Below are 15,661 nucleotides of genomic sequence, written 5' to 3'. Positions count from 1 at the left end.
GGCGGCTCCGGGCGAGGGTGGATGGGCGAAGGGCGGATGGGATGGGATGGATCGGCCGGCTCAGCCGGTCTCGATCCGCCCCTCGAACTCCCGGAAGTCCGGGGCGAGCTCGCCGGCGAGGGGCGCGAGCACTGCGGCGGCCGACCAGGCGGTGGCGCGCCGGACGAGCGTCGACGGGTGGGTGACGCCGACGGCGAGCAGGCTCGCGATCGCGGCGACGGCCGCATCCCCCGCACCGGTGGCGTTGCCGGTCAGCGGCGAGCCGAGCCGTGCGTGGACGGGTGCGCCGTCGCGCGGCACCGCGAGCATCCCCTCGGCGCCGAGCGACACCACCACCAGGCCCGCGCCGGCGTCGAGGAGAACGCGCGCCCCGGCCACGGGGTCGTCGTGGCCGGTCGTCTCCGTCAGCTCACGGCGGTTGGGCTTCACCACGGAGGCCCCGGCTTCGGCCGCGAGCACGAGCGGCGTACCGACGGCGTCGATCACACTCGGCAGACCACGGGCGGAGGCCGCCGCGACCAGGCGCGCGTAGACGTCATCGGGAGCATCGGGCGGCAGGCTTCCCGAGCCGACGACGCAGGTCGCGGGCACGACGAGCCGGTCGACGGCGTCGTGCAGGGCCGTCCACTCGGCCGCGCTGAGGGTGCCGCCCGTCTCGTTGATGACCGTGGTCTCGCCGGTGGACTCGTCGACGACGGCGACGCTGCTGCGGGTCGGCGCCTCGACCGGCACCAGCTCCGAGGGCAGATGCGACGCCTCGAGGTCGTCGGCGAGCCGCAGCCCGGGCGGGCCACCGGCGGTGGTGAGAATGAACGCCGCGGTCCCGGTCTGGGCGAGCACCCGCGCGACGTTGAGGCCCTTGCCGCCCGCCCGCACGGCGGGGGCTGCCGCGCGATGCGTCTCGCCCGGTTGCAGACGGGGCACGCGGTAGGTGAGATCCAGGGCCGGGTTCGGCGTGACGGTGAGGATCACGACGCCACCTCGGCGGTGGATGCGGCCGACGGCATCGACGTCGAGGTGGATCCGGCCAGCCGGTCGCGTGCCCGCAGGGCCGCCCCGATCAGCCCGGCGTTCTCGCCGATGCTCGCCGGCAGCAGCACCGGACGCCGGTGGAAGGTGAGGATGGCGTCCAGCTTCTCCGCGAGCGGCTCGAACAGCGCGGGGCCGGCCTGCGCCAGTCCGCCGCCGATCACCACGGCCTCGGGCGCCAGCAGCGCGACGGTGTGCGAGAGGTCGAGTGCGAGCGCATCCACTGCCGAGTCCCACACACCCCGAGCGGTCTCGTCTCCCGCCTGCGCCAGCACGAGCACCTCCCGCGCTCCCGGGACGCCCGCCCCGGTGAGCGCGTTGTACCGGCGCGCGATGGCTGCGGCCGAGGCGACCGCCTCCAGGCAGCCGATGCCCCCGCAGGCGCACAGGGGCCCGTCGGCGACCCGGGAGTGCCCCATCTCGCCGGCCATGCCGCCACCCGTGTGCAGGCGGCCGTCGAGGAAGATCGCCCCGGCGATCCCCGTGCCGATCGCCATGACGACGACGTCGCGGTAGGGCGCGGCGGCACCGAGGCGGTGCTCGGCCTCTCCCGCCCCGCGCACGTCGTGACTGAACGCCACCGGGATGCCGAGGGCGGCCTCCGCCCGGTCGCGGAAGGGGAAGTCGCGCCAGCCCAGGTTCTCGGCGAAGACGCCGATCCCCGCGTCGTCGTCCACGTGCCCGGGCACCAGCAGCCCGGCCGCGCGCGGCGCGATACCGGGGTGCTCCTCCCGGAACCGCTCGGCGAGACCGGCGATCGCGGTCACCACGGCGTCGCCGGTCGCGTCGCCCGCATGCGGGGTCGGGATGCGCACCACCTGCACCAGCCGGCCGCGGTCGTCCACGAGCGCGGCCTTGGTGTCGGTCCCTCCGACGTCGAACGCCAGCACCGGTGCGCCGTCTCCCAGCGGAGCGGCGGCCGGTGGCGGGGTCAGGGGGTCTCCGGTCACGAGGGGAGGATGACCGATCGAGTGAGGTTGCGGGGGCTGTCGGGGTCGAGGCCGGCGCGGCGGGCGCGCGCGAGAGCGACCCGCTGTGCGCGCACCAGGTCGGCCATCCCGTCGATGGGGCGGTCTTCGAAGCGCGCCCCGGTGACGGCGAGGTCGCCGGAGAGCCCTGCGGGCGCCTCGCCCAGCATCCAGGTGACCCGGCCGGGAGCGGCGATCGCGATCGGGCCGTGGCGGTACTCCTTGGCGGGATACGACTCCGTCCACGACTGCGACGCCTCGCGCATCTTGAGCGCGGCCTCGTGCGCGAGCCCGACCGTCCACCCGGCGCCCAGGAACGAGTACTGGTCGGCGGTGACGAGCTCGTCGTCCAGCTCCTCCTCGATGGCCGCGGCCGCCTGGTCGATCGCGGGGGAGAGGTCGTGGCCGAGGGAGGCACGGACGAGGGCGAGCGCCGTGGTCGCGAAGCGCGTCTGCACGACGGACTGCTCGTCGGCGAACGGGAGCCGGATGGCGACGTCCACGAGGCTCACGAGCGGGGTGTCCGGGTCGCCGACGATCCCCACGGTGCGCGCCCGGTTGCCCGAGGAGCGGAGGCCGTCGAGCAGCTCGAGCACCTCGGTCGTCGTCCCGGAGCGCGTGATGGCGACGACCGCGTCGTAGTCGCGGTCGACGAACGCCTCGGAGGCGGCGAACGCGTCGGTGACACCGTGCCCCGCGCTCTCGCGCAGCACCGCGTACGACTGCGCCATGAACCAGGAGGTCCCGCAGCCGACGACGGCGATGCGCTCACCGGCGGCGGGGAGCAGCGACTGCTCCTCGCGCAGACCGGCCGCGGTCGCCCAGGTCTCCGGCTGCGACCGCAGCTCGGCCTCCATGTGGGCTCCGGCGGTGGGTGCGTGCGTCACTGATCGCTCCTGTTCTGCGCTTCTCGCGGCTGAGTGCGTGGATGTCTCGTCACAATGATCACTGATGATCGAACACTATGTCTAGTGATCATGTTCAATCGTTTCTCCGGGATCCCTTGGTCGTGTCGAGTCGTCCTGTAAACGCCGTGTAACGATCTTGCGCATTGTCCTTGACGCGGAGAACCGAACGCGCCATGATTTCGATCATCCATTGAGTGCAAGTGCTTGTTTCAAGCAGAAACAAATCACTAAGCATCAACAGCTACGCATCGTCGCGCAGGTTCCATCGGCAGTGACGGTTCGCGTTTTCCCTTCAAGAAGTGAGGAAGTCAATGAAGAAGTCACTGCGGTGGGGAGCGGCGGTCGCAACAGCGGCGGTCGCCACCATGACGCTCGCCTCCTGCGGCTTCAGCGGCGGGTCCGGAGGCTCGTCCGGCGGCGCGCAGACGCTCGACCTGATGGTCGCCAGCTACTCGGACAACACCAAGACCGAGTGGCAGCAGATCATCAAGGACTTCGAGGCGAAGAACAGCGACATCAAGGTCAACCTCGACGTCGAATCCTGGACCGACATCAACAACGTCATCAAGACGCGGATCCAGGCGCAGAAGCAGCCCGACATCCTGAACATCGACGCGTTCGCCGGCTTCGCGGCCGACGACCTGCTCTACCCGGCGAAGGACATCGTCTCCTCCGCCACGCTCGACGACTTCCAGGACGCCTTCAAGAAGAACGCGAGCATCGACGGCACGCAGTACGGTCTCCCGTTCATCGCATCCGCCCGCGCGCTGTTCTACAACAAGGACGACTTCTCCAAGGCCGGCATCTCCGCCCCGCCGAAGACCTGGGCCGAGTTCGAGGACGCCGCCGCCAAACTGAAGGCCGCCGGGATCACCCCGTACGGCATGCCGCTCGGCAGCGAGGAGGCGCAGGCCGAGACCGCCATCTGGTTCTACGGAGCCGGCGGCGGATACGGCGACGCCAAGAAGCTGACCATCGACAGCTCGGAGAACGTCGAAGGCGCCACCGAGATGCAGAAGATCATCACGCAGGGCTACACGGAGGCGAACCCCGGTTCGACCAACCGCACCCCGCTGCTGAACGTCTTCATCCAGGGCCAGCTCGGCATGCAGGTCGGCCTGCCGCCGACAGTCGGGCAGATCAAGGACAAGAACCCGTCGCTGCAGTACGGCATCGCGCCGATCCCCACCAAGGACGGCTCGCCGTTCACCCTGGGCGTCGCGGACCACCTGATGGCGTTCAAGAACAAGACGGACAAGACGGCGTCGATCAAGAAGTTCCTCGACTACTTCTACTCGAAGGACGTCTACACGAAGTGGGTCTCGGCCGAAGGCTTCCTGCCGACGACCAAGTCCGGTGCCGACGCGATGGGCTCCGACGAGACCATCAAGCCGTTCCTCGACCTGCTGCCGAACGCGAAGTTCTACCCGTCCACCAACCCGAACTGGTCGGCCGCGCAGGGCGCGATCCAGAGCCAGATCGGTCAGCTCGGTCAGGGCGCCAAGCCCGAAGACCTGCTGAAGTCCATCCAGGCGAAGGCCGACGGCCAGTAACCCGGATGACCAGCACCGCTGAAGCGACCCGCGCGGGGGCGGCCACCGGCCGTCCCCGCCGCGGGGCGTCCCCCAAGCCCACCGGCGGGGCGTCCGACCTGTGGCACGCCGTGCCGTGGACGCTGCCCGCCCTCATCCTGATCTTCGGCGTCGTGCTGTTCCCGGCCGGCTACATGATCTACAACTCCACCCGGAAGATCTCCATCGCCGGCGTGGACCACGGATCGGTCGGCCTGAAGAACTACGTCACGGTGCTGTCGCGGCCGGAGCTCCCCGGCATCCTGCTCAACACCCTGGTCTGGGTGGTCTCGGTCGTCGTCATCACCGTGGTGATCTCGCTCGCCCTCGCCCAGTTCCTCGACAAGAACTTCCCCGGTCGGCGCTGGGTGCGGATGGCGATCATCGTCCCCTGGGCGGCCAGCGTCGTGATGACCACGACCGTGTTCGTCTACGGCCTCGACCCCTTCTACGGGATCATCAACAAGTTCCTGGTCGACATCCACGTGCTCGCCGAGCCGTTCGGCTTCACCAAGGAGCCGATCCCCGCGTTCATCTCGTCGATCGGCATCGCGGTGTTCGTCTCGCTGCCGTTCACGACCTACACGATCCTCGCCGGGCTCGCCGGCATCCCGGGCGACATGCTCGAGGCGGCGAAGATGGACGGCGCCGGCGCGTTCCGCTCGTACTTCAGCGTGACCCTCCCGAACCTGCGGAACGCCATCGCACTGGCCGCGCTGATCAACATCATCAACGTGTTCAACTCGCTGCCCATCCTGAAGCTGATGACCGGGTCCATTCCGGGGTACAAGGCGGACACGACGACCACCTACGTGTTCAAGCTGCTCCAGAACGAGCAGCGCATCGACCTGTCCAGCGCTCTCAGCGTGATCAACTTCCTGATCGTGCTCGTCGTGGTCGGCATCTACCTCTGGGTCGTCAAGCCGATGAAGGAGGTCTCGTGACCGCGCCAGCCCCCGTCGCGCTCGCCGGAGCGCCAACGCCGCGCCGCCGTCGCTCCCGGTCCGCCGGATCCTCCTGGCGCGTCGCCGGGAAGACCATCGCCGGCACCGTGATCGCCCTGGTCTTCATCGCGCCGTACCTGATCATGCTGATCGGCTCGTTCAAGAGCAGGAACAACATCCTCGCCGTCCCTCCGACCTATCTGCCCGAGCAGTGGCATCCCGAGAACTACCTCACGATGTGGTCGACGCCGGAGACGCCGCTGCCGTACAACCTCATCTCCACCATCGTGATCTCCGTGTTCGCGACGGTGCTGGTGCTGGTGGTGTGCGTCCCCGCCGCCTATTACACGGCACGGTTCCGGTTCCCGGGGCGCGGGATCTTCCTGTTCCTCGTCATCGTGACGCAGATGCTCCAGCCGACGGTGCTCGCGACAGGTCTCTTCAAAGAGATGGTGGCGCTCGGGATCAACGACACCTGGCTGGCGATGATCCTCGTCAACGCGGCGTTCAACCTCGCGTTCGCGATCTGGATCATGCACAGCTTCTTCGCGGGAGTGCCGAAGGAGGTCGACGAGGCCGCCCAGCTGGACGGTGCGGGAAAGTGGACCGTGCTGTTCCGCGTCCAGCTTCCGCTCGTCTGGCCCGGCATCGTCACGGCGATCATCTACACCTTCGTCGCGTCGTGGAACGAGTTCGCGGCGAGCCTCGTCATCCTGTCGACGGATGCGAACCAGCCGCTCTCGGTCGCGCTCACCAAGTTCGTCGGCCAGTACGACGCCGCGTGGCAGTACGTGTTCGCGGTGTCGGTGGTGGCCGTGATCCCGGTGGTCATCCTGTTCATGCTCATCGAGAAGCGCCTCGTCGGCGGTCTCACCGCGGGCAGCGTGAAGTAGGGCTCACCCCGACCCGGCGGGAGGCGCCGCGCGTGTGGCGCGATGCGGTGGCCTCCCGCCGTATGAGGACTCTCTCAGGCCGCGTCAACCGGCTGCCGGAGGACCGTTTCCGGCGGGTACCATCCCAAAGGGCGATTCCCCGACGGGGATCGGATGGCGACGGACGGGACGATGACAGCGGGCACCACGAGCACCAGGCGACCGGAGCTGCCCGGCCGCCCGATGGCGGTACCGCGGCGGCTGCGCTTCGCCGGCCGCGAGGTGCCCTGGTGGGCGGCGGTGCTGGTGCTCTACGCCGTCTCGCGGCTGCTCACGACTACGCTCATGCTGGCGCTGTTCGTCACCGCCAACGTCGCGCACTGGGACTACGCCAGCCCGCGGATGAACCCGACCTTCTTCACGTTCTCGGGCTCGTGGGACGGCTCGTACTACAGCCAGATCGTGGAGCAGGGATACCCCACCCGCCTTCCGCTCGACAGCGACGGCTCCGTGCAGCAGAACCCGTGGGCGTTCCTGCCCCTGTTCCCGATGGTCGTACGCGTCGTGATGCTCCTCACCGGGCTGAGCTTCTATCCCGCCGGGTTCGCCGTCGCGATCGTCTTCGGGGCCGCCGCCAGCGTCGTGCTGTTCCGGCTGGTCGCGGCGCGGGCAGGAGTCTCGAGCGCGTTCTGGGCGACCGCGTTCTTCTGCTTCGGCCCGCTCTCCTTCGTTCTGCAGATCGCGTACGCCGAGAGCATGTTCTTCTTCCTGATGTTCGCGGCGCTGCTGACCATGATCCAGCGGCGGTACTGGCTGATGCTGCCGTTCGCGGTCGCCGCGGCGTTCACCCGCCCGGGGGCGCTCGCCCTGCCGCTCGCCCTCGCGATCGTGCTCGTCGTCCGGATGGTGCGGGCCCGGCGCGGCACGGACGCGTTCCTGCCGCGGGAGCGCCTCACGATGCTGCTGACCGGCGGGCTGATGGCGCTGGCCGGTCTCGCCTGGCCGATCATCGCGGCCGCCGTGACGGGGACGGGCGACGCGTACGTCAGCACCGAGCTCTCGTGGTGGACCGGCTTCATCGGCAAGGTGGCGTTCATCCCGCTGACCCCGTGGTTCCTGCTCAGCTGGAAGTACCTCAGCATCCTGGGCGCGCTGATCGTGCTCGCGATCGTCGCCGGGTTCGCGTGGGTGGTGACGCGGCCGTCCGTCCGGGCGCTCGGGACGGAGACCGTCGCGTACGCGGTCAGTTACGGGCTGTACCTGTTCGCGGTGTTCCTGCCGCAGCAGAGCACGTTCCGGTTGCTGCTGCCGCTCGCACCCCTCGCGGGAGCGCGCGGCCTCACGCGTCATCGGAAGGCGCGGAAGGCGGTGCTCATCGCGGGCATCGCCCTGCAGCCGGTGGCGATCGTGCTGCTGTGGTTCATCGGATACCCGTGACCTCTCGCCACGGCACCTCGGGCACACGCCGGTAGCGGGTGCCCGCGGCATCCCAGTGCTCGGCGAGCTCGGCCACGCGCCCGGTGAAGTCGTCGAGGTCGCGTGTCGCCTCGATGGGCTCGGTGTCGGCGGGCGCGCGTGACCAGCCCACCTCGGCGACTGCCGCGAGTCGGGGGAGGACCATCTCCTCCACCTCCTCGATGGAGGTGACCGTCTCGGTCCACAGGGCGGCCTCGACGCCCAGGATGTGCGCATCCCCGACTCCCGGGATGACGCGAGCCGGGTCCCACACGAACGCGTCGCGCAGAGTGGTCGGCTTGCCGGTCCAGTCCTGGCCGATCGGGTCGCCCTCCGCGTAGACGATGTCGAGGTAGGCGGCGTCCGACGGCGAGAGGATGAGGGACCCGCCGCCGCGGACGAAGGTGACCGCGTACTCGGCCGAGCGCTCGCGCGGCGTGGTGAAGTCCCAGTACTGCCCGACGGTCCCGGCCGGCAGGTCGCCCGCCTTGCCCATCTCGTGCCAGCCGACGGCCGTCTTTCCGTTCTCGGCGACCACCCGGGCGGCCTCCTCCACGAACGCGACGAAGTCGGCCGGCGACGTGCTCAGGCACTCGTCGCCGCCGAGGTGCAGCAGAGGTCCCGGCGTGAGCGCGGCCACCTCGCGGACGACGTCGCGCACGAAGCGGCGGGTCACCGCATCCCCCGTCTGCAGCGTGCTGAAGCCCACGGCGGACCCGGTGTAGAGCGGGCGCGCGACCCCGTCCGGATTCAGCTCGGGATACGACGCGAGCGCCGCGTTCGTGTGGCCCGGCATGTCCAGCTCCGGGACCACGGTGACGTGCTGCTCGGCTGCATACGCGACGAGATCGCGGAACTCGTCCTGCGTGTAGAACCCGCCGCGGCTGCCGTCGCTGCCGGTCGAGCCGCCGACGCGGGTCAGCTCCGGCCACGACTCGATCTGGATGCGCCAGCCCTGGTCGTCGGTCAGGTGCAGGTGCAGGTGGTTGACCTTGAGCAGGACGATCGCGTCGATGAACCGCTTCACCTCGGCCGGCGTGAAGAAGTGGCGCGCCACATCCAGCATCGCTCCGCGGTACGCGTACCGGGGATGGTCGTGGACGCGCACGGGCTCGATCGTCAGCGGGTCGCCGTCGCAGACCGCCGGGACCAGCTGGCGCAGCGTCTGCACGCCCCAGAACGCACCGGCCGGGGTGGCGGCGCCGATGCGCACGCCCTCCGCGGCGATTTCCAGCGTGTAGCCCTCCGCGCTGTCCGAGCCGTCCTCGTGCGGACCCTCGCCCGGTGCGATCACCACGGCGATGTCGCCGAACGCGGGCGGCTCGTCCACGATCGCGAGATCGCGGGCGCAGTCGGCGGCCAGGGCGTCGCGGAGGAGCCGTGCGACGGCGTCCGCTCCGGGCCCGGCGACGCTGATGCGAGCGGTCGGCGCGAGCACGAAGGGCGAACCCTCCGACGGCTCGGCGGAGACAGGGCGGGGCACGACCACGGTGAGCTCCCTTGCGGGTCGGGGCAGAGCGGATGGGACCGACTCCGCCCGCCCCGCATGCGTCGGCCATCAGCGAGTATCGCAGGGCCTTCGGCGATGGGCAAGGGTTCCGCCCGGCCCCCGCTTTGCTATGCTTGGCCCGTCGCGACTGGCGCTCAGATGGTCACCATCGGGGAGCGACACGGAACCTCGAGAACACGGATGGATGCGGCCGCGCGCCTGGGTCGCTACGCAATAGTCCATCCCTGTACGAAGGAGCCGGCAATGACCGATACCCTCCCCTCGACGTTCACCGCCCCTCTGGCGGAGGTCGACCCCGAGATCGCGGAGGTGCTGCAGCTCGAGCTCGGCCGCCAGCGCGACTACCTCGAGATGATCGCCTCCGAGAACTTCGTGCCGCGCGCGGTGCTCGAAGCGGTCGGCTCCGTCCTCACCAACAAGTACGCGGAGGGCTACCCGGGCCGCCGCTACTACGGCGGCTGCGAGTACGTCGACATCGCCGAGCAGCTCGCGATCGACCGGGCGAAGGCCCTGTTCGGCGCCGAGTACGCCAACGTCCAGCCGCACTCCGGCGCGTCGGCCAACGCTGCGGTTCTCTCCGCCATCGCGACTCCCGGCGACACCATCCTGGGCCTGGAGCTCGCCCACGGCGGTCACCTGACCCACGGGATGAAGCTCAACTTCTCGGGCAAGCTCTACAACGCCGTGTCGTACGGCGTCGACCCCGAGACGTTCCTCGTCGACATGAACGTCGTGCGCGACAAGGCGCTCGAGCACAAGCCGCAGGTCATCATCGCCGGCTGGTCGGCTTACCCGCGTCAGCTCGACTTCGCGGCGTTCCGTGAGATCGCCGACGAGGTCGGAGCGAAGCTGTGGGTGGACATGGCGCACTTCGCCGGTCTCGTTGCCGCTGGACTGCATCCCTCGCCCGTGCCCTTCGCCGACGTGGTCAGCTCGACCGTCCACAAGACCATCGGCGGCCCCCGCTCCGGCTTCATCGTGAGCCGCGACACCGAGCTCGCTAAGAAGCTCAACTCCAACGTGTTCCCGGGCCAGCAGGGCGGACCGCTCATGCACGTGATCGCCGCCAAGGCGACCGCGTTCAAGCTCGCGGCGACGGAGGAGTTCAAGGACCGCCAGGAGCGGACCATCCGCGGCGCGAAGCTGCTCGCCGAGCGCCTGACCGCCGACGACTCCCGCGCCGCCGGTGTGGACGTGCTCACGGGCGGCACCGACGTGCACCTCGTGCTCGCCGACCTGCGCACGTCGGAGCTCGACGGCCAGCAGGCGGAGGACGTGCTGCACGAGGTCGGCATCACCGTGAACCGCAACGCCGTGCCGTTCGACCCGCGCCCGCCGATGGTGACCTCCGGTCTCCGGATCGGCACCCCGGCGCTCGCGACCCGCGGCTTCGGCGACACCGAGTTCACCGAGGTGGCCGACATCATCGCGCTGGCCCTGCGTCCGGGTGCGGACACCCGCGCGCTGCGTGCCCGCGTCGACGCGCTGACCGCGGCGTTCCCGCTCTACCCGGGCCTGACGCCGTCCGGCGCCGAGGCCGTCCAGGTCGAGCTCCCCTCCTCCATCTGACCCACCCCCTCCATCTGACCCACCCACCGTCGAGTACACGAACTTTGCACGTTCGCGAGGCGTTCGCCGTGCAGTTTTCGTGTACTCGACGGGGGAAACGCAAGGAGACAACGTGACCGCACAGATTCTGGACGGGAAGGCGACCGCCGCCGCGATCAAGGCGGAGCTGAAGGAGCGCGTCAGCGCGCTGCGTGAGAAGGGCATCGTCCCGGGGCTCGGCACGATCCTGGTCGGCGACGATCCGGGCTCGCAGTGGTACGTCGCGGGCAAGCACCGCGACTGCGCCGAGGTCGGCATCGCCTCCATCCGCCGCGACCTGCCCGCCGACATCTCGCAGGCCGAGCTCGAGGCCGTGGTCGAGGAGCTCAACGGCGACCCCGACTGCACCGGCTTCATCGTGCAGCTGCCGCTGCCGGGCCACCTCGACACCGACGCGATCCTCGAGCTCGTCGACCCGGCGAAGGATGCGGACGGCCTGCACCCGACGAACCTCGGCCGCCTCGTGCTCAACGTCAACCGGCCGATCACGTCGCCTTTGCCGTGCACGCCGCGGGGCGTGATCGAGCTGATGCTGCGGCATGGCATCGACATCCGCGGCAAGGATGTCGTGGTCGTCGGGCGGGGAGTCACGGTCGGCCGCTCGATCGGCGCACTGCTGACCCGCCGCGAGTACAACGCGACCGTCACGCTCACCCACACCGGAACCCACGATCTCGACGCGCACCTCCGACGCGCCGACATCATCGTGGCCGCCGCCGGTGTCGCCGGGCTGGTCACCGCCGCGAACGTCAAGCCCGGCGCGATCGTGCTCGACGTGGGCGTGAGCCGCGTGGAGGACCCGGTGACCGGCAAGAGCGTCGTCGCGGGCGATGTGGCTCCGGATGTGGCCGAGGTCGCCTCCTGGGTCTCCCCGAACCCGGGCGGGGTCGGCCCGATGACGCGCGCGCTGCTGCTGCAGAACGTCGTCGAGTCGGCGGAGCGGGAGCTGCTGTGACCGACGCGTCGCACGAGCGGACGCATCCTGCTGTCGAGCGCGTCGAGGCGGCGCTGCTCGCGGTGGGGGTCGAGCCGCGGGTCCGCTGGTTCGAGTCGGCGACGCCGACCGCGGCGTCTGCCGCCGCCGAGCTCGGGGTCGAGGTGGGGGCGATCGCGAACTCGCTCGTCTTCACCATCGACAGCGAGCCCCTCCTCGTGATGACCTCCGGCGCCCACCGCGTCGACACCGCGTTCCTCGGCGAGCGGCTCGGCGGCCGCATCCGTCGCGCCGACGCCGACACCGTCAAGGCGGCGACCGGGCAGACGATCGGCGGCGTCGCACCCGTCGGTCACCCCCAGAGCCTGCGGACCGTGGTGGATGTGGCGCTCGCCGGCTACCCGGAGGTCTGGGCCGCCGCGGGTCACGCCCACACCGTCTTCCCGACGACGTTCGACGAGCTGGTGCGCCTCACGGGCGGCGAGCCGCACCCCGTCGAGCCCTAGCCCCTCCTAAACCCCCGCCCCCACCGTCGAGTCCGCACACTTTGCACACGACGCGCCGTCGGAGTGTGCAAAGTGTGCGGACTCGACGGTGGGCGGAGGGGAGCGGGTCAGCGGTCGACGACGACGATGAAGCGCTTCGTGACGACGCGCTCGCCGGGCGTGCCGCGGAGTTCGCCGAGGGCCGCGAGAACGCGGTCGAGGATGCGCGGGCGCAGCGGCAGCGGTGCCTCATCCGGCTGGTCCACCGTCCCCGCCGGATAGTCCACGCCCGGCTCCGTGGACATCTCGATGTGCGCGCCGCGCAGCTCGCGCACGGGCGCGGGCGGGTCGTCGCGGAAGCGGATCAGCCGCTCGATCGTCGCCCGGTACTGGCCGAGGTCGCGCACATACAGCCGGGCGGGGAGGACGGTGTCGCCGGTGAACAGGATGCCCGTCTGTCGGTCGAAGAACACCACGGCGGAGGGCTCGTGCCCCGGCCCGCCGATGACGTCGATCACCCGGCGGCCCAGATCGTACGTGACGGCCGCATCCGGCCAGGTCGGGAACCCGAAGAAGCCGATCACCTCGGCCGGGCTGGTGCCGACGACCGTCGTGCCCGGCCGATCTCGCAGGAGCGCATCACCCGCGATGTGGTCGCCGTGCGCGTGCGAGTGCGCGACGACGAGGGGATACGGCCGCACGAACACGACCGGGTTGCGCCGCAGCCAGTCGGCGATCAGGCCTTCGACCGTCGCTCGCAGCGGGAACACCGCCTCATCGGAGGTCGCGCCGGTGTCGATCAGGAGGGCCCGCTCACGCCCGAACAGCAGGTAGAGGAACGGCGCCTCCCAGTGCGACGTCTTGGGCTGCCGCACCTGGACGGTGTCCGCGTCGAGCCACACGACGACCGGATCGTTCACTCCCTGTCCACTCACGCGTCACAGTGTGACACCACAGGGTGACCGGGAGGTGAACCGGCCGACCGGCCGAACAGGCCGCCCGCTCAGCTCTCGCGCCGAGCACCCTCCGACGCCTGCACCGTGAAGAGGTCCGGCTGGCCGAACCCGTGCTCCGCGAACGCGCCGTCCAGCGCGACGAGCACGCGGCTGAGCGCGTCCGTCGGCACGAGGGCGATGGCCGAGCCTCCGAAGCCGCCGCCGGTCATCCGCGCGCCGATCGCGCCGTTCGCCTGCGCCGTCTCCACGGCGAGGTCGAGCTCGGGCACCGAGATCTCGAAGTCGTCGCGCATCGACACGTGGGACGCGTCGAGCAGCTCGCCGATCGCGGCCGGCCCCTGCTCGCGGAGGGTGCGCACGGTGTCGAGCACCCGCTGGTCCTCCGTGACGACGTGACGGACGCGACGGAAGGTCACGTCGTCCATGAGCTCGCGCGCGCGGTCGAGGTCGCCGACCGACACATCCCGCAGCGCCTCGACGCCCAGGATGCGCGCGCCCTCTTCGCACGAGGCGCGGCGCTCGGCGTACCCGCCGGTGGCGTGGGAGTGCGTCACACCCGTGTCGATGATGAGGATCTCGAGCCCGGCGGCCTCGAGCCCCAGCGGCACGACCTCGGAGTCGAGCGACCGGCAGTCGAGGAAGACGGCCGCGTCGCGCTCGCCGAGGAGGGACGCGGACTGGTCCATGATGCCCGTCGGCGCTCCGACCGCGACGTTCTCGGCGCGCTGGCCGACCCGGGCGAGGGTGCGGCGGTCGAAACCGAGGCGCCACAGGTCGTTGAGCGCCACAGCGACGGCGCCCTCGATCGCCGCGGACGACGACAGGCCGGCGCCGACGGGCACATTGGAGTCGAGCAGGATGTCGACGCCCGGCACGGCGGCAAGGTCGGTGCCGAACTGGCCGAGCGCCCAGGCGACGCCCAGCGGGTACGCCGACCAGCCGGAGAGCACCTCGGGCGCCAGATCGTCGAGCGGGATCTCGACCACCTCGTCCGCGAAGGTGCTCCCGACGCGGATGACGCGGTCGTCACGCGCCCCGACCGCGGCGACGGTGCGCCGGTTGATCGCGAACGGCAGGACGAATCCCAGGTTGTAGTCGGTGTGCTCGCCGATCAGGTTGACCCGGCCCGGCGCCGACCAGACGCCGTCGGGTTCGCGGCCGAACACCTCGGCGAAGTCGTCGCGGACGCCCGTGCGCAGGTCGGTCATCGGTCAGCCTCTCGGTCGGAAGTGGATGCGGCGCCCGCCGGAGCCGCGACGGGCTCGGTGACGAGCCCGGTCACGGAGACCGGCAGTTCGCCGACCGGGTTGTCGCGGTCGGCGCCGGCGACGGCCTCGCGGAGTGCAGCGGCCGCCTGCTCGGGCGGGATGTCGCCCACCCAGGCGCCCATGGCCGACTCCGAGCCGGCCAGGAACTTCAGCTTATCCGCGCCGCGGCGGGGCGAGGTCAGCTGCAGCATGAGGCGGATCTCGTCCCGGCGGACGCCGACGGGAGCCTGGTGCCACGCGGCGATGTACGGCGTGGGGGAGTCGTAGAGCGCATCCACCCCGCGCAGCACCCGGAGGTAGAGCGTGGCCAGCTCGTCCCGCTCGGCGGCGTTGGTCTCGGAGATGTCGGCGACATGGCGGTGCGGGAGCACGTGGATCTCGATCGGCCAGCGCGCGGCGAACGGCACGTATGCCGTCCAGTGCTCTCCGGCGAGGACGACGCGCTCGCTGGCGCGCTCCCGCTCCAGGATGTCGGCGAACAGCGTCGGTCCGTACGCGTCGAGCGAGCGGATGAGCGCGGAGGTGCGCGGCGTGATGTACGGGTAGGCGTAGATCTGTCCGTGCGGGTGGTGCAGCGTGACACCGATGGCCTCGCCGCGGTTCTCGAACGGGAACACCTGCCGGACGCCGGGCAGGGCGGAGAGCTCGGTGGTGCGGTCCGCCCACGCCTCGATGACCGTGCGTGCGCGCGACGGGCTGAGGCTTCCGAAGGATCCGGTGGTGGCCGGGCTGAAGCAGACGACCTCGCAGCGGCCGACGGACGTGCGTGTGCGCCCCAGACCGACCTGGGCCAGGTCGTCGATCCCCTCGGGGGCGTTGTCGTCGACGAGCAGCGGCCCGAAGGAGGGCGACTTGTTCTCGAACACGGCGACGTCGTAGAGGTCGGGGATCTCGGACGGGTTCGTCGGTGTCGCGGGAGCGAGCGGATCGAGCTCGGCGGGTGGGAGCATCACCCGGTTCTGGCGCGCTGCCGCGATGGAGACCCATTCGCCGGTGAGTGGGTCCTGCCGCATCGTCGCGGTGGCCGGTCGGGGTGCCGGCTCCCGGAGGTCGGGCTTGCGCTCCGGGCCGAGCATCGTGTCGGCGTCGTCGTAATAGATGAGGTCCCGACCGTCGGAGAGACGGGTGGGACGCTTCGTGATCGAGGCCATGC

14 protein-coding genes and 1 riboswitch are annotated in these 15,661 nt (G+C 70.7%); of the genes, 7 read left to right on the top strand and 7 right to left on the bottom strand.

The window, feature by feature from the left end; genetic code table 11:
* Positions 1-60: 60 nt before the first annotated feature.
* From ABIC47_RS01560 to ABIC47_RS01550, 3 genes are read right to left on the bottom strand one after another with little or no spacing between them, the layout of a single operon-like run.
* The gene (locus ABIC47_RS01560; RefSeq protein WP_354476640.1) at positions 61-972 is read right to left on the bottom strand and encodes a 1-phosphofructokinase family hexose kinase; all 912 of its coding nucleotides are present in this window, start codon (positions 970-972) and stop codon (positions 61-63) included.
* A complete protein-coding gene (locus ABIC47_RS01555) occupies positions 969-1,979 on the bottom strand; it encodes an ROK family protein (RefSeq protein WP_354476638.1) in 1,011 nt (336 codons plus the stop codon). The genes ABIC47_RS01560 and ABIC47_RS01555 overlap by 4 nt, the downstream gene beginning before the upstream one ends.
* Positions 1,976-2,854, bottom strand: a complete 879-nt coding sequence (locus ABIC47_RS01550) for an SIS domain-containing protein (protein WP_089876952.1) — start codon at positions 2,852-2,854, stop codon at positions 1,976-1,978. Before ABIC47_RS01550 ends, ABIC47_RS01555 begins: the two co-directional genes overlap by 4 nt.
* Before the next feature lie 362 nt (positions 2,855-3,216).
* Between ABIC47_RS01550 and ABIC47_RS01545 the strand changes: the two genes are divergently transcribed.
* The 4 genes from ABIC47_RS01545 to ABIC47_RS01530 all read left to right on the top strand — a co-directional run bounded on the left by ABIC47_RS01545 (position 3,217) and on the right by ABIC47_RS01530 (position 7,729).
* Entirely contained in the window at positions 3,217-4,458 is a 1,242-nt protein-coding gene (locus ABIC47_RS01545; protein ID WP_018191854.1) for an extracellular solute-binding protein, read from the top strand.
* Positions 4,459-4,463: 5 nt separating this feature from the next.
* Positions 4,464-5,420 (top strand): carbohydrate ABC transporter permease, encoded by a 957-nt coding sequence (locus ABIC47_RS01540; protein ID WP_018191853.1) that lies wholly within the window; start codon positions 4,464-4,466, stop codon positions 5,418-5,420.
* The gene (locus tag ABIC47_RS01535; RefSeq protein ID WP_354476636.1) at positions 5,417-6,313 is read left to right on the top strand and encodes a carbohydrate ABC transporter permease; all 897 of its coding nucleotides are present in this window, start codon (positions 5,417-5,419) and stop codon (positions 6,311-6,313) included. Before ABIC47_RS01540 ends, ABIC47_RS01535 begins: the two co-directional genes overlap by 4 nt.
* 153 nt (positions 6,314-6,466) lie before the next feature.
* Positions 6,467-7,729, top strand: coding sequence for a glycosyltransferase family protein (locus tag ABIC47_RS01530; RefSeq protein ID WP_354476634.1), 1,263 nt, complete (start codon positions 6,467-6,469; stop codon positions 7,727-7,729).
* Here the strand turns inward: ABIC47_RS01530 and ABIC47_RS01525 are convergent.
* Complete coding sequence (locus ABIC47_RS01525; protein ID WP_354476632.1) at positions 7,713-9,236, bottom strand: beta-N-acetylhexosaminidase; 1,524 nt, start codon at positions 9,234-9,236, stop codon at positions 7,713-7,715. The genes ABIC47_RS01530 and ABIC47_RS01525 overlap by 17 nt on opposite strands.
* Before the next feature lie 134 nt (positions 9,237-9,370).
* A riboswitch (ZMP/ZTP riboswitch) is annotated at positions 9,371-9,468 on the top strand.
* A 32-nt stretch (positions 9,469-9,500) separates the two neighbouring features.
* Between ABIC47_RS01525 and glyA the strand changes: the two genes are divergently transcribed.
* The 3 genes from glyA to ABIC47_RS01510 all read left to right on the top strand — a co-directional run bounded on the left by glyA (position 9,501) and on the right by ABIC47_RS01510 (position 12,305).
* The gene (glyA, locus tag ABIC47_RS01520) at positions 9,501-10,826 is read left to right on the top strand and encodes a serine hydroxymethyltransferase (protein ID WP_354476630.1); all 1,326 of its coding nucleotides are present in this window, start codon (positions 9,501-9,503) and stop codon (positions 10,824-10,826) included.
* Positions 10,827-10,938: 112 nt separating this feature from the next.
* Entirely contained in the window at positions 10,939-11,820 is an 882-nt protein-coding gene (locus tag ABIC47_RS01515) for a bifunctional methylenetetrahydrofolate dehydrogenase/methenyltetrahydrofolate cyclohydrolase (protein ID WP_018191848.1), read from the top strand.
* Positions 11,817-12,305 carry a YbaK/EbsC family protein gene (locus tag ABIC47_RS01510; protein ID WP_354476628.1) on the top strand — a complete coding sequence of 163 codons (489 nt, stop codon included), beginning with the start codon at positions 11,817-11,819 and terminating at the stop codon, positions 12,303-12,305. Before ABIC47_RS01515 ends, ABIC47_RS01510 begins: the two co-directional genes overlap by 4 nt.
* 107 nt (positions 12,306-12,412) lie before the next feature.
* Here the strand turns inward: ABIC47_RS01510 and ABIC47_RS01505 are convergent, their stop codons facing one another.
* The 3 genes from ABIC47_RS01505 to galT all read right to left on the bottom strand — a co-directional run bounded on the left by ABIC47_RS01505 (position 12,413) and on the right by galT (position 15,659).
* Positions 12,413-13,219, bottom strand: coding sequence for an MBL fold metallo-hydrolase (locus ABIC47_RS01505; RefSeq protein WP_354476626.1), 807 nt, complete (start codon positions 13,217-13,219; stop codon positions 12,413-12,415).
* A 68-nt stretch (positions 13,220-13,287) separates the two neighbouring features.
* Positions 13,288-14,448: a galactokinase gene (gene galK, locus ABIC47_RS01500; RefSeq protein WP_089876938.1), complete on the bottom strand. Its 1,161-nt coding sequence runs from the start codon at positions 14,446-14,448 to the stop codon at positions 13,288-13,290.
* Complete coding sequence (gene galT, locus ABIC47_RS01495) at positions 14,445-15,659, bottom strand: galactose-1-phosphate uridylyltransferase (RefSeq protein WP_354476624.1); 1,215 nt, start codon at positions 15,657-15,659, stop codon at positions 14,445-14,447. The genes galK and galT overlap by 4 nt, the downstream gene beginning before the upstream one ends.
* Positions 15,660-15,661: the final 2 nt, after the last annotated feature.

The organism is Leifsonia sp. 563 (assembly GCF_040545055.1).
In the GTDB taxonomy this organism is placed as follows: Bacteria; Actinomycetota; Actinomycetes; order Actinomycetales; family Microbacteriaceae; genus Leifsonia.
The sequence above is the reverse complement of the archived record's forward strand: the minus strand, read 5'-3'. Positions and strand labels throughout refer to the sequence as shown.